Origin of the sequence: Streptomyces avidinii, from assembly GCF_014650695.1 — a bacterium.
Lineage (GTDB): Bacteria > Actinomycetota > Actinomycetes > Streptomycetales > Streptomycetaceae > Streptomyces > Streptomyces avidinii.
This window is the reverse complement of sequence record NZ_BMVL01000004.1, coordinates 365712-383195: the sequence shown is the minus strand read 5'-3', so window position 1 is coordinate 383195 and position 17484 is coordinate 365712. Positions and strand designations below refer to the sequence as shown.

General features: G+C 71.6%; 18 protein-coding genes. 5 read left to right on the top strand and 13 right to left on the bottom strand.

The window, feature by feature from the left end; translation table 11 throughout:
- Positions 1-132: 132 nt before the first annotated feature.
- Positions 133-1719, top strand: a complete 1587-nt coding sequence (locus IE257_RS12710) for a CocE/NonD family hydrolase (protein ID WP_189967909.1) — start codon at positions 133-135, stop codon at positions 1717-1719.
- A 45-nt stretch (positions 1720-1764) separates the two neighbouring features.
- On the opposite strand, the gene IE257_RS12705 is transcribed toward IE257_RS12710, so the two are convergent.
- From IE257_RS12705 to IE257_RS12665, 9 genes are all read right to left on the bottom strand, one after another.
- Positions 1765-2508: an amino acid ABC transporter ATP-binding protein gene (locus tag IE257_RS12705; protein WP_189968326.1), complete on the bottom strand. Its 744-nt coding sequence runs from the start codon at positions 2506-2508 to the stop codon at positions 1765-1767.
- Positions 2509-2640: 132 nt separating this feature from the next.
- Positions 2641-3081, bottom strand: a complete 441-nt coding sequence (locus IE257_RS12700) for a DUF6278 family protein (protein WP_189967907.1) — start codon at positions 3079-3081, stop codon at positions 2641-2643.
- A 68-nt stretch (positions 3082-3149) separates the two neighbouring features.
- On the bottom strand, positions 3150-3932 hold the full coding sequence (locus IE257_RS12695; protein ID WP_189967905.1) for an exodeoxyribonuclease III: 783 nt from the start codon (positions 3930-3932) through the stop codon (positions 3150-3152).
- A 30-nt stretch (positions 3933-3962) separates the two neighbouring features.
- Entirely contained in the window at positions 3963-4595 is a 633-nt protein-coding gene (locus tag IE257_RS12690; RefSeq protein ID WP_189967903.1) for an MBL fold metallo-hydrolase, read from the bottom strand.
- A 43-nt stretch (positions 4596-4638) separates the two neighbouring features.
- On the bottom strand, positions 4639-5232 hold the full coding sequence (locus IE257_RS12685) for a hypothetical protein (protein WP_189967901.1): 594 nt from the start codon (positions 5230-5232) through the stop codon (positions 4639-4641).
- A complete protein-coding gene (locus IE257_RS12680; RefSeq protein ID WP_189967899.1) occupies positions 5229-6401 on the bottom strand; it encodes an ROK family glucokinase in 1173 nt (390 codons plus the stop codon). Before IE257_RS12680 ends, IE257_RS12685 begins: the two co-directional genes overlap by 4 nt.
- On the bottom strand, positions 6398-7339 hold the full coding sequence (locus tag IE257_RS12675) for an ATP-binding cassette domain-containing protein (protein ID WP_229920305.1): 942 nt from the start codon (positions 7337-7339) through the stop codon (positions 6398-6400). The genes IE257_RS12680 and IE257_RS12675 overlap by 4 nt, the downstream gene beginning before the upstream one ends.
- Positions 7336-8379: an ABC transporter permease gene (locus tag IE257_RS12670; protein WP_189967897.1), complete on the bottom strand. Its 1044-nt coding sequence runs from the start codon at positions 8377-8379 to the stop codon at positions 7336-7338. Before IE257_RS12670 ends, IE257_RS12675 begins: the two co-directional genes overlap by 4 nt.
- Entirely contained in the window at positions 8376-9386 is a 1011-nt protein-coding gene (locus IE257_RS12665) for a substrate-binding domain-containing protein (protein ID WP_443728821.1), read from the bottom strand. The genes IE257_RS12670 and IE257_RS12665 overlap by 4 nt, the downstream gene beginning before the upstream one ends.
- 195 nt (positions 9387-9581) lie before the next feature.
- Here IE257_RS12665 and IE257_RS12660 point away from each other — a divergent pair, with 195 nt between their 5' ends.
- Complete coding sequence (locus IE257_RS12660; protein WP_189967893.1) at positions 9582-10595, top strand: Gfo/Idh/MocA family protein; 1014 nt, start codon at positions 9582-9584, stop codon at positions 10593-10595.
- A 63-nt stretch (positions 10596-10658) separates the two neighbouring features.
- On the opposite strand, the gene IE257_RS12655 is transcribed toward IE257_RS12660, so the two are convergent.
- Positions 10659-11591 (bottom strand): DMT family transporter, encoded by a 933-nt coding sequence (locus IE257_RS12655; RefSeq protein ID WP_189967891.1) that lies wholly within the window; start codon positions 11589-11591, stop codon positions 10659-10661.
- Positions 11592-11726: 135 nt separating this feature from the next.
- Between IE257_RS12655 and IE257_RS12650 the strand changes: the two genes are divergently transcribed.
- On the top strand, positions 11727-12098 hold the full coding sequence (locus IE257_RS12650) for a hypothetical protein (protein ID WP_189967889.1): 372 nt from the start codon (positions 11727-11729) through the stop codon (positions 12096-12098).
- Positions 12099-12109: 11 nt separating this feature from the next.
- On the opposite strand, the gene IE257_RS12645 is transcribed toward IE257_RS12650, so the two are convergent.
- A complete protein-coding gene (locus IE257_RS12645) occupies positions 12110-12724 on the bottom strand; it encodes a dihydrofolate reductase family protein (protein ID WP_189967887.1) in 615 nt (204 codons plus the stop codon).
- Positions 12725-12921: 197 nt separating this feature from the next.
- On the opposite strand from IE257_RS12645, the gene IE257_RS12640 reads away from it, so the two are divergent.
- Positions 12922-13659, top strand: coding sequence for an SDR family oxidoreductase (locus IE257_RS12640; RefSeq protein ID WP_189967885.1), 738 nt, complete (start codon positions 12922-12924; stop codon positions 13657-13659).
- A 194-nt stretch (positions 13660-13853) separates the two neighbouring features.
- Here the strand turns inward: IE257_RS12640 and alc are convergent, their stop codons facing one another.
- Together alc and allB are read right to left on the bottom strand one after the other, a co-directional pair.
- Positions 13854-14972: an allantoicase gene (gene alc / locus IE257_RS12635; protein ID WP_189967883.1), complete on the bottom strand. Its 1119-nt coding sequence runs from the start codon at positions 14970-14972 to the stop codon at positions 13854-13856.
- Between the two features lie 3 nt (positions 14973-14975).
- Entirely contained in the window at positions 14976-16310 is a 1335-nt protein-coding gene (allB, locus tag IE257_RS12630; RefSeq protein WP_372453016.1) for an allantoinase AllB, read from the bottom strand.
- A gap of 336 nt (positions 16311-16646) precedes the next feature.
- Between allB and IE257_RS12625 the strand changes: the two genes are divergently transcribed.
- Positions 16647-17450, top strand: coding sequence for an IclR family transcriptional regulator (locus IE257_RS12625; protein ID WP_189967879.1), 804 nt, complete (start codon positions 16647-16649; stop codon positions 17448-17450).
- The last annotated feature ends 34 nt before the right edge of the window (positions 17451-17484 follow it).

Here is a 17484-nt window from a genome sequence, read left to right as displayed (position 1 = left end):
CGGACCGCAGTTGATCCACCGCAACCACCCAATCGTTACCGGCACGTAACTTACTCATGGGTTACTTTCGGTAACACGCTCCCGTTACCGTCGGGTCACTTTGACAACCCCGGCGTACGCGAGGAGCGCTAGATGCAACGCACCACCACCGCCGCGGCCGTGGCGACCCTCTTGGCGGCAGCCGCCCTGGGCCTGGCCCCCCACCAGGCCCAGGCGGCTCCCACCAGCTCCGTGACGGCCGCTGCCGACCCCTCGTCGCAGGTGCGCTTCCACGACATCCCCGGCTCCGGCGGCATCACCCTCAAGGGCAACGTCTTCACCCCGGCCGGAGCCGAGAGCGGCCGGAAGTACCCGCTGATCGTGCTGCCCACCAGTTGGGGCCTGCCGCAGATCGAATACATCGCGCAGGCCAAGAAGCTCGCCGACTCCGGCTACGTCGTGGTCAGTTACACCTCCCGCGGCTTCTGGCTCTCCGGAGGCAGCATCGAGGTGGCCGGCCCGCCCGACGTCGCCGACGTCAGCGCCGTCATCGACTGGGCCCTCGCCAACTCCCCCGCCGACGCGGACCGCATCGGCCTCGGCGGGGTCTCGTACGGCGCCGGCATCACCCTGCTCGCCTCCGCGCACGACCCGCGGGTCAAGGCCGTGGTCGCGATGAGCGGCTGGGCCGACCTCATCGAGTCCATCTACTCCGGGCGCACCCAGCACCGCCAGGCCGCCGGACTGCTCGGCGCCGCCGGATACCTCACGGGCCGTCCCGGACCCGAACTCCAGTCGCTCCTCAGCGACTTCCTCGGCTCCCGGCTGGACCGGGAACAGCAGATGATCGAGTGGGGCCGCAAGCGGTCGCCGGCCGAGCAGCTGGACCGGATCAACGCCAACGGCACCGCGGTCATGCTCGGCAACGCCTGGGGCGACACGATCTTCCCGCCCAACCAGTACGCGACGTTCTACGAGCGGCTGACCGGCCCCAAGCGGCTGGAGTTCCGGCCCGGGGACCACGCCACCGCCGAGGGCACCGGTCTGCTGGGGCTGCCCAACGACACCTGGACCAACGCGCACCGCTGGTTCGACCGCTACCTCAAGGGCGAGCGCAACGGCATCGACACCGAGGCCCCGGTCCAGATCAAGTCCCGTAGCGACGACGGGTACGAGGGTTACGCCGACTGGAAGTCCGTCGGCTCCGGCGGCACCGAGAGACTCGCGCTCTCCGACAGCGAGCACCTGTTCGCGAACGTCGACTCGGGCGCCAACGGCGGTGTCGTCCTCCTCTCCAGCGTCCTCGACCAGTTCGTCAAGGTCCCGCCGATCGCCTCCGTCCCGCTCCTGCCCCGGGCCTTCGCGGGCGTCTGGCAGTCGGAGCGCTACGACACGGCCCGCCGGGTGCGCGGCACCGTGAAGCTGCACACCACGCTCACGCCCACCAAGGCCGACGGCACCTTCATCGCGTACCTCTACGACGTCGGCCCGCTCGGCATCGGCAAGCTCGTCAGCAACGCCCCGTACACCTTCCACGGGAAGGCTCCGGGCCAGGCCTTCGGGGTGGACCTGGAACTGTTCTCCACCGCCTACGACGTTCCCGCGGGCCACCGGCTCGCCCTGGTCGTCGACACCGTCGACCCGCTCTACATCGAGCACAACCCCGCGGGTGCGCAGCTGACCTTCTCCTCGCCGCGCACCGATCCCAGTTATGTGTCGGTGCCGCTGCGCGAGCAGTGACACACGGCCGCTGCCGGGTCCGCCCGGCGGCGGTCGGCCGCGCCGTCAGTGCTTGAGGATCTTGGAGAGGAAGTCCTTGGCGCGGTCGCTCTCGGGGGCGGTGAAGAACTGCTCCGGTGTGCGGTCCTCGATGATCTGCCCGTCGGCCATGAAGACCACCCGGTTCGCGGCGGAGCGGGCGAAGCCCATCTCGTGGGTGACCACGACCATGGTCATGCCCTCGCGTGCGAGCTGCTGCATGACCTCCAGCACCTCGTTGATCATCTCCGGGTCGAGCGCGGAGGTGGGCTCGTCGAAGAGCAGCGCCTTGGGGCTCATGGCGAGGGCGCGGGCGATGGCCACGCGCTGCTGCTGGCCTCCGGAGAGCTGGGCCGGGAACTTCGGGGCCTGGTCGGCGAGGCCCACGCGCTCCAGCAGCTCCATGGAGCGCTGGTCCGCCTCGCCCTTCCGGCGCCCCCGGACCTTGACCTGCGCGAGGGAGACGTTGGCGAGGACGGTCCTGTGCGCGAACAGGTTGAAGGACTGGAAGACCATCCCCACCTCGGCCCGCAGCCGTGCCAGCTCCTTGCCCTCGGCGGGCAGCGGCTCCCCGTCGATCAGGATCGTGCCCGACTCGACGGTCTCCAGCCGGTTGATCGCCCGGCACAGGGTGGACTTCCCGGAGCCGGAGGGGCCGATCACCACCACCACCTCCCCGCGGCCGACGGTGAGGTTGATGTCCCGCAGGACGTGCAGCGCCCCGAAGTGCTTGTTGACGTCCCGCAGCTCGATCAACGGTTCGACGGCCATGTGCTGCCCTGCCCACTTGTCGGTCTCGGTGTCGGTCTCGGTGCCGGTGTGGCGGCTTCCACGCAAACTATCCAGCCCCGGAAGGGCACTTCGCCCGGGACGGGGCCTGCGACACGCCGGAACTGTCGGCCGTCAGCCCTCGGAGGCCTCCGCGTAGGCCTGGCTCAGTTCGGGGGATCCGGTCATCGCCCAGGACACCCCCGACTCGATGACGTTCAGTTCCCGGCCCGAGGCCAGCCGGATCACCGGCTGGCCGTTGGGCCACACCCGCCAGCCCGCCCCGGGGATGGTCCGGATGATCACGGTCCCGAGGTAGAAGCCGGCGTCGTTGCCGAGCCAGGGCACCGCCTCGGGGTCCCGGCGCCAGCGGGGCATCAGCTGGTCCAGCGCCTCCAACGAGGCCTGGGACTCGTCGAGTTCGAGCCCGGCCGCCCGTGCCTGGACGCGCAGCATCTCGCACTCCGAGAACAACTCGGCGACGCCCTCGGGGTCGTCCGCGAGGGCGGCGGCGAGTCCCGCACCCTGTTCCTTTTCACGTCGGTTCAGCCAGTTGTCCAGGAAAGGGATGTTCATACCGCCCAGCGTCGCACCAGGATCCGCCGCTGGCCACAGGGCGCGCCTGGATCCGCCGGCCCGGATGGCTACCCGAGATCGAGGTCCACGACGACGGGCGCGTGGTCGGAGGCACCCTTGCCCTTGCGCTCCTCGCGGTCGACGTAGGAGTCGGTGACGGCCTTGGCGAAGGCCTCGTTCCCGTAGACCAGGTCGATGCGCATCCCCTTGTTCTTGGGGAAGGCGAGCATCCGGTAGTCCCAGAAGGTGTACGGACGGTCGTACTTCAGCGCGCGCGGGAACACGTCCGAGAGGCCGGCGGCCCGTAGCGCCTCCAGCGCGGCCCGCTCGGCGGGGGTGACGTGGGTGAGGCCCGCGAAGACGGCCGGATCGTAGACGTCCTCGTCGGTCGGGGCCACATTGAAGTCGCCGAGCACCGCGAAGGGGCGCGCACCGGCCGCGTCCGCGGCGATGGCGGTGGCCAGGGCGCGGAACCAGTCCAGCTTGTAGCCGTAGTGGTCGTGCTCGACCTCGCGCCCGTTGGGCACGTACACCGACCAGACCCGCACGCCGCCGCAGGTCGCGGAGATCGCCCGGGGCTCCTGGACGCCCTCGTAGTCGGGCCCGCCGGGCAGTCCGAGGGTCACGTCCTCCAGGCCGACCTTGGAGAGCAGGGCCACGCCGTTCCAGCGGCCGGTGGCATTGACCGCCGATTCGTAGCCCAGCTCACGCAGCTCGTCGTGCGGGAACTGCTCCGCCGAGCACTTGGTCTCCTGGATGCACAGGACGTCCGTGCCGGAGCTCTCCAGCCAGGCCAGCAGGCGCGGCAGCCGGGCGGTGATGGAGTTGACGTTGTAGGTGGCGATACGCATACGTGCCAACCTACCGCCCGGCGCCGACAGTCACAGTTCGGCGGAGTCGCCCGCGGTGAGTCGCCCGTGGTCGGTGCCCCCGAGGGCGCCCAGGACGTTGTCGTAGATCGGCCGGGCGAGGTCGGAGAGGTAGGCGTCGTGGATGTCGAGGGCCCGGCGCGGCTTGACCTCGCGGAGGTAGTCGATCACCTCGGAGGCCTTGTTCCAGGGGGCGTGGACCGGGACCATCAGCGTCTCGACGGGGACCCCGGGCACGGTCAGCGCGTCCCCGGGATGGAAGAGGGAACCGTCCACGAGGTAGCCGACGTTCGTGACGCGCGGGATGTCCGGGTGGATCACCGCGTGCAGTTCCCCGTGCACCTGTACGTCGAACCCGGCCGCGGTGAAGGCGTCGCCGTGGCCGACCGTGTGCACCCGGCCCGGATAGGCGGGGGCGAGCTTCTCGGCGACGCTGCGCAGGGTCCACAGCCGGACCGCCGGATCGGCGTCGAGGGCGGCCCGCAGCCGGCCCTCGTCGAAGTGGTCGGGGTGTTCGTGCGTGACCAGCAGGGCGTCGGCCCCCAGGCCCGCGTCCGGTTCGCTGAAGGCGCCCGGGTCGATGACGAGCGTGCGCCCGTCCTTCTCCAACTGGACGCAGGAATGCAGCCGCTTGGTGAGCTTCATGATCCCAGGCTAGGCCGTTTCCCCCGGGATCGGGCCGGGGCGGTCAGGGGGTGGTGGTGGAGACCACGTAGACCCGGGGCTTCTCGGGGTCCGTGAGGTCCACCGTGATGTCCCGGCCCGGCCGCGGGTCCGCCTGTTCGAGGCTGGTCCCGTACCAGAGGGACTTCGGGCTCCAGCTCCAGCCCGCGACCTCCGAGTCGTGCGGGGAGATCGCCACCTCGCCCGGGTTCAGCGCGGCCCGGCTGGTGCCGACGGCGGTGAGGAAGGCGTCCAGGTCCTCCGGGGTCACCGCGAACTGGGTGAACAGCCGGCTGGTGCGCCAGTTGTTCGTCTCCAGGAAGCCGACCCGCCAGGCCTTCGGCGGGATCGGCACCTCGTAGATGCTGCGCTGGACCTTCGAGGGCCAGCCGGGGCGCACCTTGGACGCGCCGACCCGGGCGGCCTTGTCACGGCCGCTCTCGCGGCTCTGCTGGGTGGAGATGGCCAGGTAGCCCGCGGGCACGCCGACCAGCAGCAGAATGATGATCGCGGTGATCCAGCGGCGCTTGACGACGTGCCGGCGGTCCTCGGCGGTGGGCGGCGGCGGGCCTTCCGCGTCGGGGGCGGAGGCCTGGTGGGGCAGGGTGGGCGGGTTCACTGTTTGTCCTGGTCCTCGGGGCCGGCGGGGTCGCGCCGGCCCAGCTGCTGCGCGTAGCGCTCGTACCGCTCGTAGCGCTCGACCCGTCGGCGGGTGGCGCGGCGGAAGCGGCGGGCGACGAGCCGGGCGAGGTCGGCGGCGCCGACCATACCGGCCTCGGGCCCGAGCTGGGCCTTGGCGATACGGGCCTCGGGGCGGTAGCCGCGACCGGTGAGGTGGCGGCGGAAGGCGTCCCGGGCGGGGCCGATCAGCAGGTCGTCGGCGGCGCTCACCCCGCCGCCGATGACGAAGCAGGACGGGTCCAGGGCGGCGGCGAGGTTGGCGATGCCGACGCCCAGCCACTGGCCGATGTCCTGGAGGAGCTCGACGCACATGGCGTCGCCCTCGCGGGCCAGCTCGGTGATCAGCGGCCCGGTGATCTCGGAGACGTTGCCGCCGACCCGGGCGATGATGTTGTACGCGACCGGCGAGTCGGCGGCGGCCAGCTCGCGGGCCTCGCGGACCAGGGCGTTTCCGGAGCTGTACTGCTCCCAGCAGCCGCGGTTGCCGCAGGGGCAGCGGTGGCCGCCGGGGACGACCTGCATGTGGCCGAACTCGCCCGCGACCCCGTACCGGCCGCGCTTGACCTGGCCGCCTTCGAGGATGGCCCCGCCGATCCCGGTACCGAGCGTGATCATGACGAGGTGGTCCTCGCCGCGTCCGGCGCCGAAACGCCACTCCGCCCACGCGGCGGTGTTCGCGTCGTTGTCGACCATGACCGGGACCGCGAGCCGGGACTGCAGCGCGTCGCGCAGGGGCTCGTCGCGCCAGGCCAGGTGGGGCGCGAACAGCACGCGGGAGCGGTCGGCGTCGACCCAGCCGGCCGCGCCGATGCCGACCGCGTGCACGTCGTGCCGGTCGGAGAGGTCCAGCACCAGCTCGACGATGGTGTCCTCGACGACCTTGGGGCTCTTGGACTTGTCCGGGGTCTCGGTGCGGATCTTCTCCAGGATGATGCCGTCGGCGTCGACGACCCCGGCCATCACCTTGGTGCCGCCGATGTCGATGCCGACCGTCGGAACCCTCGGGGCCGTCAGGTGCGAGCGGCGCTCCCGGCTCCCGATGGTCCGCAGGACGGTGCTTCGCGCCGACCCCCGGTGGGTGAGCGTGAGGTCCCGGTACGTGCTCATCGAGTCGTGTCGTCCCTCTTGGGTGCGGTGGTTCGGGTGGCCGGGTCGGACGCGCCGTCCGGGTCGCTCGGACCGGCTGCGCCGTCCGTGGCGGCCGTGGTCGGTGGGGTGCCTGCCCCTGATTCTGCCACTCGCTCCAGCTCGTGGCTCAGTTCGTCCAGCTCGGAGCCGCCCGCCATCTGCCGGGTGAGCTCATCCAGCGTGATCGAGTCGCGGGTGTGGCTGCCCGCCATGGTGCCGCGCTTGAGGAGGACGAAACGGTCCCCCACCAGGTACGCGTGGTGCGGGTTGTGCGTGATCAGGACCACGCCGAGGCCCGCGTCCCGGGCGGCGGCGACGTACTTGAGGACCACCCCGGACTGCTTGACCCCGAGGGCCGCGGTCGGCTCGTCGAGTACGAGGACCTTCGCCCCGAAGTACACGGCGCGGGCGATGGCCACGCACTGGCGTTCACCGCCGGACAGGGTGCCGATGGGCTGGTCCACGTCGCGCAGGTCGATGCCCATGCGCAGCAGCTCGGCGCGGGTGGTCTCGCGCATGAGGTCCACGTCGAGACGGCGGAGGGGGCCGCGGCCTCGGGTGGGCTCGGAGCCGAGGAAGAAGTTCCGCCAGACGGGCATGAGCGGGACGACGGCGAGGTCCTGGTAGACGGTGGCGATGCCGTGGTCGAGGGCGGCGCGCGGGTTGGCGAGTACGGTCTCCTCCCCCTCGATCTCGAAGGTGCCGGCGTCGTGCCGGTGCAGCCCTGCGATGATCTTGATGAGGGTGGACTTGCCGGCGCCGTTGTCGCCGAGGACGCAGGTGATCTCGCCCGCCGAGACCTCCAGGGAGACCCCCTGGAGGGCGCGGATGTTCCCGTAGAACTTGCTGACGTCGGTCAGCTTCACCAGGGCGGGGGCCGCCCCGGGCGCGGTCGTGGTCTTCTCGGTCGCGGTCACTTGGTCGCCTCCGCCCGCTTGCGCACCCATGCGTTGAGCAGCGTGGCCAGCAGGAGCATGGCGCCGAGGAAGAACTTGAACCAGTCCGGGTTCCACTGGGCGTACACGATGCCGTTGCTGGTCATGCCGAAGATGAAGGCGCCGACCGCCGAGCCGATGGCCGAGCCGTAGCCGCCGGTCATCAGGCAGCCGCCGATGACGGCCGCGATGATGTAGAGGAACTCGTTGCCCACGCCCTCGCCCGACTGGACCACGTCGAACGAGAAGAGGATGTGCTGTCCGGAGATCCAGGCGCACAGGGCGACGCCCATGTAGAGCCCGATACGGGTCTTCACGACGGGCACACCGGTGGCGCGGGCCGCGTCGGCCCCGCCGCCCACGGCGAAGATCCAGTTGCCGGCGCGGGTGCGCAGCAGGATCCAGGTGGCGACGGCGACGATGGCGAACCACCACAGGACGGTGACCTTGAGGGTGACCGAGCCGATGGTCCACTGCGAGGCGAAGAGGGCGCGGGCGGAGGAGAAGCCCTCCATGTCGGCGATGGTCTTGGTGGAGACCGTGCCGGTGATCAGCTTGGTGAAGCCGAGGTTCAGGCCGGTCAGCATCAGGAAGGTGCCGAGCGTGATGATGAAGCTGGGCAGCTTGGTGCGGGTCAGCATGAAGCCGTTGAAGAAGCCGATGGCCAGGGTGACCAGCAGGGACACCCCGACGCCGACCCAGACGTTGGCGGTCATCTGGTAGCTGAACATCGAACTGACCAGCGCCGAGGTGGTGACCATGACCCCGGCGGAGAGGTCGAACTCGCCGCCGATCATCAGCAGGGCCACCGGGGCGGCCATGATCCCGATGGTGGAGGCCGAGTACAGGATCGTGCTGAGGCTGGAGGCCTGCAGGAAGGTGGGCGCGACGATGGAGAAGAAGACGAAGACGGCGACGGCACCGACCACCGACCCCAGTTCCGGACGGCCGAGCAGTTTGCGCAGGGTGGAGGTGGGGGCGAGCCGTTCGTCGAGCCCGTCGGCGGGCCTGGCCGTGCTCATCGGCTGCCCCGCTTGATGTACTCCTCCAGCTCGGCGGCCTGGTCGGCGGTGACGATCTGCGGGCCGGTGAGCACCGGGCGGCCGCCGCCGAGCACGTTCGCGTTGTAGCGGTAGAGCCAGAGCAGGTCGACGGCCTCGTAGCCCTGGAGGTAGGGCTGCTGGTCGACGGCGAAGCCGAGGGCTCCGGACTTCAGGTCGCGGGCCACCGATTCGTTGAGGTCGAAGGTGTCCACCTCGGCCTTGCTGCCGGCCGCGTCCTTCGCCTTGACCGCGGTCGGGGCGAAGGGCGCGCCGAGGGTGACGATGGCATCGACGGAGGGGTCGGCCTGCAGCTGGGCCTGGATCGCCGCCTGGACGGAGGGCATGTTGGTGCCCTCGACGTACAGGTTCTCCATCGTCCCGGAGAAGGTCTTCTTCGCACCGGCGCAGCGCTGCTCGTGGCCGACGTTGCCCTGCTCGTGCAGAACGCAGACGGCCTTCTTGCGGCCGCGCTTGTTCAGTTCGGTGCCGACCGCCTCGCCGGCGATCTCCTCGTCCTGGCCGATGTGGGTCAGCGCCCCGTACGCGGCGGACTGGGCGGAGCCGGAGTTGACCGTGATCACCGGGATCCCGGCCTTGGTGGCCTTGCCGAGGACGTCCTTGAGGGCCTCGGGCTTGGCCAGGCTGACGATGATCCCGTCGACCTTCTGGTCGATGGCGTTCTGCACGAACTGCGCCTGCTGCTGTGCCTGGTCGTCATGGGCGTAGACGAAGTTGATGTTGTCCTTCGCCGCGGCCTCCTTGGCGCCCTTCTGGACGATGTCCCAGAAGGTGTCGCCGTCGCCCGCGTGCGTGACCATCGCGAAGGTCCAGCGCGGGGTCGAGACGGCGGCCCGGCCCGCCGCGGCGTCCTTCGCGCGCTCCTCGGCCCGCTTGCCACCCGTACTGCTGCAGCCCGCGAGCGAGGCCCCCAGTACCGCCGCGAGCACGGCGCCCACGACGCGTACCCCTGTCCGAACCCTAGCCACGTCGCCGCGCCCTTCCCTCGTCACCAATTCGGTCCGTCGTCGAGCCGGTCACCAATCCGGTCATTCCGGCTCCATTCCGGTCCAGCCGCTCAGTATCCGCCACAGTCGACCATGAAGGGCCATCGGGGCACGCACCGGCAGGTTGACATGCGCGGGCGGATTGACAGGTTCCGCCGACGGGGCCAGGTTGAGTGCATGCGCATCGGGCTGATCGGAACGGGCCGGATCGGGTCCTTCCACGCGGCGGTACTGGCCCGCCACCGGGAAGCCGGCTCGCTCCTGCTCGCGGATGCCGATCCCGCGCGGGCGGCGCGGCTCGCCGACCGGCTCGGGGCCACCGCCGCGCCCTCCGTGGAGCAGGTCTTCACCTGGGGCGTGGACGCGGTGGTGATCGCGTCCGCGACCGAGGCGCACGCGGACCTCGTCGTACGGGCGGTGCGCGGCGGGCTGCCGGTGTTCTGCGAGAAACCGCTGGCACCGGACCTGAACCGGACCCTGGCGGCGCTGCGGGAGGTCGCGGCCGCGGGCGGTCTGCTTCAGGTGGGCTTCATGCGCCGCTTCGACGCGGGATACGCAACGGCGCGCGGGCTGGTCCGTTCTGGTGCCCTGGGGCGGCTGCACACCGTGCGGACGACGACGGCCGATCCGGCGCCGCCGGCCGCCGCGTACCTGGCGACCTCCGGCGGGCTCTACCGGGACTGCCTGGTGCACGACTTCGACATGGTCCGCTGGGTGACCGGGCGCGAGGTGGTCGAGGTGTATGCGGCCGGGTCGGACGCGGGTCCGGCGCTCTTCCGGGAGTCGGGCGACATCGACACGGCGGCCGCCGTGCTGACGCTCGACGACGGGACCCTGGTCACGGCCACCGGCACGCGGTGCAACGGCGCCGGGTACGACGTACGGATGGAGCTGGCCGGGGAGCTGGACCAGGTCTCCGTGGGGCTGGACGACCGGACGCCGATCGCCTCCACCGAACCGCACGGTCCGCCCGCGGCGAGCAAGCCGTGGACGGGCTTCCTGGAACGTTTCGCCCCGGCGTACGAGGCCGAGCTGGCGGCCTTCGTCCACCTGGTGCGGGGCGAGGGGCCCAACGCGTGCGACGGCCGGGAGGCACTGGCGGCGTTCCGGATCGCCGAGGCCTGTGAACTCTCGCGCAGGGAGCGGCGCCGGGTGCGGCTGGAGGAGCTCCCGGACCTGCCGGCTCTGTAAGGGGGGCACGGGGCCACAGTACGGCGGGTGATCACCTGTGGCTGCGGCGCTTTCCGGCCACGCTCAGGGCGTCGTCGCCGGCGTCACGGCGCGCCGTCCCCAGGCGGTGCCGGCGAGGACGAGGAGGGCTCCTGCGTAGCCGATGAGCCCCGGCTCCTCCCCTCCGATCGCGATGCCCGCGACGGCGGCCCACAGCGGCTCGGTGCCGAGCAGCAGGCTGACCCGGGAGGGCGAGGTGCGGCGTACGGCCCACATCTGCACGAAGAAGGCGAACAGGGTGCAGAAGACGGAGAGGAAGGCGAGCCCGGCCCACTCGGCGGGCCCGAAGTCGGCCGCGGCGGCCCAGGGGCTGTCGCCGGTGCCGGGCGCGGTGGCCAGCAGGGCGAAGACGAGCACCGCGGCGCCGAGCTGCACGGTGGTCAGGGACAGCGAGTCGGCGTCCTGGACGGCCTCGATGCGGGCCATCAGCAGAACGTGCAGGGTCCGGGCGAGCGCGGCGCCGAGGATGAGCAGGTCACCGGCGCTGGGCGCGGTGAACCCGGCGCCGGCGCCCTGGGTCAGCAGCACGACCCCGACGACGGAGAGGGCGGCGGCGCCCAGGAAGCCGGCGGAGGGCGCCCGCTTCCTGACGGCCGATTCGGCGAGCGGGGTGAAGACCATGGTCAGGCTGATGATCAGCCCGGCGTTGGTGGCGGAGGTGTGGACGACCCCGTAGGTCTCCAGGAGGAAGATCCCCCCGAGTACGAGGCCCAGCACCCCGGCGCCGCGCAGCTGGGCGGGACTCAGCGCGCGCAGCCGCGCCCACCCGGCGACGACCAGGACCGGCAGCACGAGCGCGAACCGCAGCACGAGCACGGCAATGACGGTGTGGGTGGTGGTGATGCCCTTGGCCGCGAGGTAGCTGCCGCCCCAGACGACGGCGACGGCCAGCACGGGCAGATCGGCGAGCCAGGCCCGGCGCGGGGCGGCTTCGAGGGGTGGCGCGGCGACGGTCACCGGAGGTCTCCAACGGGTCTTCGGGGGGTGGAGACATCGGCGGCTCGCACGGGTGCGGGGCACACCGTACCGGAGCCGATCATGCCGGGCGACCCTTTTCCGGGCCGCCGACCCCGGACCCGTAGCATCGGCGGCATGGCTGATCTCTACGCCCTGGACCTGGCGTTCGACCTGCTCGACAGCGCGCCCGCCGACGTGCTCGCGGAGGTGCGGCGCCAGCTGACGTCGCCGGACGGCCTCCTCTCGACCCGCGGCCCGGCCTGGCGCGTCGGTGGCATGCTCGTAGGCGAGTTCGCACCGACCGACCGCGGCGGCTGGGCCCTGACCGCTCGCCAGGAGATCCACGCGGAGCAGCTCTCGGAGGTGGAGGACCTCCTGCTGCTCCTGGCCCCCCACATCCGCCCACCGGGCCCGGTCGGCCGCCTCCGCTTCTACGAACACGAGTCCCCGGACCTCCTGGTCCTGCGCGAGGGCCGCGTGGTCCAACTGGCCCTGGACCCGCGGTAGGGGGTATCCGCTCAGCCGACCGTGCCGAAGGTGGCCCGTCCCGTGGGCCGGTAGGTCTGGAGTGCCGTCCCGGCCGGCGTCGTACGGGAGCCGGTCAACGCGTAGGCGGTCGGCAGCCCGCCGGTGGGGAACAGCCGCTGCCCCGCGCCAAGGACCACCGGGAAGATCAGCAGGTTGATCTCGTCCACGAGGTCCCGGGCCAGCAGCCACTGCGCGAGCTGCCCGCTGCCGTGCACCTGGAGCTCCCCGTCCAGCTCGTCCTTGGCCCGCACGATCTCGCTCTGCAGGTGCTCCCCGTCGAGCACGGTGGCCGGCCCCCAGGCCGGCTCCTCGAGGGTGGTGGAGGCCACGAACTTGGGCAGCCGGTTCAGCTTGCCCGCGATCGGGTCGGCGGGGTCGTCGTGCTCCGGCCAGTACGCGGCGAAGATCTCGTACGTCTTCCGCCCGAGCAGAAACGCCTCGGCCCGCCCGAACACCTCGGTGATGAACTCCCCCATCCCCTCATCGGCGAACGGCGCGACCCACCCCCCGTACTCGAACCCCCCGCTCGGATCCTCATCGGGCCCCCCGGGCGCCTGCATCACGCCGTCCAGCGTCACAAAGGTGGTCAGGGTCAGCTTCCCCATGGCTCTGCGCTCCTCGCTCGGTCCGTCCCTGCACGAATGCAGACTCCCGGACCCACCGGAACTCATCGCGACGCCACGCAAGCACCCACCGTTTCGCCCCCTCCTGACATCCGGAACGCCAGGTCGGATTCCTGCCAGCGGTGTTGATCCCGCGGAGATTTGATTGAAGCAGCAACCAATCGATGCGGAGGAACGGCATGGACAGCAGCAGCACCGTGGCGCTGGTGACCGGTGGGAGCAGGGGGATCGGGGCGGCCGTCGCGCTGCGGCTCGCCGAGGACGGGGTGGACGTCGCGATCACCTACGTCAGCGACGGCGAGGCGGCGGCCGAGGTCGTCGGGAAGGTCGAGGCGCTCGGGCGGCGGGCCGTCGCGCTCCGGGCCGATGCGGGGGACGCCGCTCAGGCCGCGAACGCCGTCGGGGAGACCGTACGGCGGTTCGGGCGGCTCGACGTGCTGGTCAACAACGCCGGCGTGGGACTGCTCGGGCCGCTGGAGGAGCTGGCTCCGGACGATGTGGAGCGCGTACTCGCGGTCAACGTGCGCGGGGTGTTCCACACGACGCAGGCGGCGGCCGCGCACCTCGGCCCCGGCGGGCGGATCATCACCGTCGGCAGCTGCATGACCCAGCGGGTGCCGGGGCCGGGCGGGACGCTCTACGCCATGAGCAAGTCGGCGCTGACCGGGTTGAACAGGGCGCTTGCGAGGGAGCTGGGCGGGCGCGGGATCACCGCGAACATCGTGCACCCGGGGCCGGTGGACACGGACATGAATCCGGCGGACGGACCGTACGCGGGCCCGCAGGCGGCGATGACGGTCCTCGGCCGGTTCGGCGCGCCGGGGGAGGTGGCGGGCGTGGTGTCCTTCCTCGCGGGGCCGGACGCCTCGTACGTCACGGGGGCGGAGTTCGCGGTGGACGGCGGGTACGCCGCGTAGCCCTCCGGCCGGGCGTGCGGTGCCCTCGCCGGGCGTGCGGGCGGGGATCGGGGGCGCGCCCCCGGCGGACCGGCGCGGGTCCGCTGCACGGGGCTCCGGCCCGGACCCCGCGCCTCAAACGCCGGCGAGGCTGGATGCGGGAAGCCCGCCCCGGGGGGTGTCGGCCCTCGGGGCGGGCTTCGCGCGTGGCGTGGCTAGCCGCCCAGTTCCTGGTGGCGGGCCGTCAGTGCCGCGGCGCCCGACTCCGTCAGGGAGCCGAACAGGCGCAGGCGGGAGAAGCCGCCGTCCGGGAAGATGTCGATCCGGACGTGCGTGCCGACCGCCGGGGTGTCCAGGACGAAGCGGTGGTTGGTGTCGGGCTGCAGGCGGGTGCGCGGCAGGAACTCCGTCCACTCGCCCTCCTCGCCCGTCTTGACCGACAGCGAGGCCCAGCCGGCCGAGTTGCCCTTGAGGTACGCGGTGTCGATCTCGACGGCGCGGATCTCGGACTCGGCGACGAGCTGGTAGCGGATCCAGTCGTTGCCGTTGTCACGGCGGCGCGCGGTCTCCCAGCCGTCGTCCATCTTGCGGGAGCGGCCCGGGTTGATGGTGTTGGTCGGCGGGGAGTAGAAGCGGTTGGAGGCGTCCTGGACGGAGCCGCCGTTCTCCAGGGCCGCGACGTCGAAGGAGCCGAGGGCGTCGAGCCACTTCGGGTCGGGCAGGACCTCGCCGTGGACGCGCAGGCGGGCGATGCCGCCGTCGGGGTGCTGGTTGACGCGCAGGTGGGTGAAGCGTTGCGGGGCGTCCACCTCGAAGCCGTTGGCCGCGTGGCCGCCGACCGGAGTGCGGGGGACGATGGTCGTCCACTTCACGTCGTCGCCCTGGAGCTCCTCCGGGGTCGGCGCGAGGGCGCCCGCCCAGTTGGTGGCTTCGATGGAGACGGCCTGCGGCATGTTGCCGCGGAAGTGGGCGGTGTCGACGACGATGCCGCGGATGACGCCGGGGGCGCCCAGGCGTACGAGGGCCCAGTCGTGGTCCTCGGGGGTCGGCCAGGGCTGGGTGGCGGAGATGCCGCGGCGGCGACGGGTCTCCCAGCCGTCCATGACCTTGCCCTTGTGGCCGAAGTCCTCCGGGTCGAAGTGCGCGGCCTCGGAGATCAGCAGGTTCTCGCGCTGGGCGAAGAACTCGTCGTTGGCGGCGATGACACCGGCGCCCAGCTCACGGGCGGCGAGGTTCGCGTACTGGGTGAACGGGAAGTCCGCGGTGCGGTAGTCCGCGTACGGGTCGCCGCCTCCGTACGGGTTCGCGTTGCCGGTGAAGGATTCAATCGCCACTGGTCAGTTCTGCCTTTCGAGGAGGAGGCCCGTGGGCTCGGTCGGGGTGCCGTGGTCGGCGATCTGCGTGCCGCGCAGCCAGGTGGACTTCACGACGCCGTGCAGCGTCTTGCCCGCGTACGCGGTGACCCGGTTGCGGTGGTGGAGTTCGGCCGGGTCCACGGTGAACGTTTCTTCGGGGGCGAGCACGGCGAAGTCGGCGTCGCGGCCGACCTCGATCGCGCCCTTCCGGGAGAGGCCTGCGAGCTCGGCCGGGGCCGCGGACATCCAGCGGACCACGTCCTCCAGGGTCCGGCCGCGGCGGCGCGCCTCGGTCCAGATGGCGGGCAGGCCCAGCTGGAGGGAGGAGATGCCGCCCCACGCGGTGGAGAAGTCGCTGGTCTTCAGGTCCGCGGTGGAGGGCGAGTGGTCGGAGACGATGCAGTCGATCGTGCCGTCGGCGAGCGCGTCCCACAGCAGGTCCTGGTTGGCGGCCTCGCGGATGGGCGGGCAGCACTTGAACTCGCTCGCGCCGTCCGGCACTTCCTCGGCCGTGAGGGTGAGGTAGTGCGGGCAGGACTCGACGGTGATCCGTACGCCCTCGGCCTTGGCCGCGGCGATCAGCGGCAGCGCGTCGGAGGACGACAGGTGCAGGACGTGGACACGCGCGTTCAGCCGCTTCGCCTGGGCGATCAGGTTGCCGATCGCGGTGTTCTCGGCGTCGCGCGGCCGGGAGGCGAGGAAGTCGGCGTACTTGGGGCCCGGGACGACGGGAGCGGCGTCCAGGTGGTGCGGGTCCTCGGCGTGCACGATCAGCAGGCCGCCGAAGCCGGTGATCTCGGCGAGGGAGGTGGCCAGCTGCTCCTGGTCGAGCTCGGGGAACTCGTCCACGCCCGAGGGCGACAGGAAGCACTTGAAGCCGTAGACGCCGGCGTCGTGCAGCGGCGCCAAGTCCTTGACGTTGTCCGGCAGGGCACCGCCCCAGAAGCCGACGTCCACGTGCGCCTTGGCGCGGGCGACCTCCTGCTTGACGCGCAGGTTGTCGGTCGTGGTGGTCGGCGGCAGGGAGTTCAGCGGCATGTCGAGGATCGTGGTGATGCCGCCGGCCGCCGCGGCGCGGGTGGCCGTCCAGAAGCCCTCCCACTCGGTGCGGCCCGGGTCGTTCACGTGGACGTGGGTGTCGACCAGACCGGGGAGCAGGACGTCGTCGCCGAAGTCCTCCAGCCGGGCTCCGGCCGGTACCTCGGCCTCGTACGCCAGCACGGCCGTGATCTTCCCGCCGGCGACGGCCACCGAGGCGGCGCGCGTCCCCTCGGGGGTGATGACGCGCGTCGAGCGCAGTACCAGTTCCACAGCCACGTCGGCCACCGGAACCTCCCCATCTACTTCCACAGAGCGAAATTCAACGTTCTGTTGACGGAGTCTTCCCGTCGATCCGTACCCAGTCAAGAGCGCCCGGACGGACCACTGACGCACCGGGACCGCAATTGGATGTTTCCACAGGATGGAATTAAGATTTCGCTATACAGAATGTAGCTACCACCACCGGGATGCGGGCGGATAACTTCACGAGGACGTCCGCCACCAGGACAAACCCTCTCTGACCGGCGACGACGACCCCGACCCAGCACTGGGGCCGAAGCCGACCGCCGGGTAGGCTGCTCCCTTGCCTGCCAGCACCGAAAGGACCGCGCCGTGCCGACGTCCAGCGCCAGCACCACCGACGCTTCCTCAAAGACCCCCGCCGCCAGCGGTGGCGTCCAGTCCCTTGAGCGCGCCTTCGACCTGCTCGAACGTATGGCGGACGCCGGGGGCGAGGTCGGCCTCAGCGAGCTCTCCGCCGCCAGCGGCCTGCCTCTGCCCACGATCCACCGCCTGATGCGCACGCTGGTGGCCTGCGGATACGTACGCCAGCAGCCCAACCGACGGTACTCCCTCGGCCCCCGCCTGATCCGCCTCGGCGAGTCCGCTTCGCGCCTGCTGGGCACCTGGGCGCGCCCCTATCTCGCCCGGCTGGTCGAGGAGACCGGGGAAACGGCGAACATGGCCCTCCTCGACGGGGACGAGATCGTCTACGTCGCACAGGTGCCGTCCAAGCACTCCATGCGCATGTTCACCGAGGTCGGCCGCCGGGTGCTGCCGCACTCCACCGGTGTGGGCAAGGCGCTGCTCGCCCACACCCCGGCCGACGAGGTACGGGCCCTGCTGGCCCGCACCGGGATGCCGGCGGCGACCGAGAAGACCATCACCACGCCCGAGGGCTTCCTGGAGGCGCTGGAGCAGGTCCGCAGGGCCGGATACGCGGTGGACGACAACGAGCAGGAAATAGGAGTCCGCTGCCTCGCCGTGTCGGTGCCGAACTCGCCGACCGCCGCCGCGATCTCCATCTCGGGTCCGGCGGGCCGTGTGACCGAGGCCGTGGCCGAGTCCTTCGTGCCGATCCTGCAGGGCGTGGCCGCCGAACTGTCGGTGGCCCTGTCCAACCAGAGCCCCGCGTAGGCCCCGTACCCGTACGTGTGCGAAGGCCCCGGCG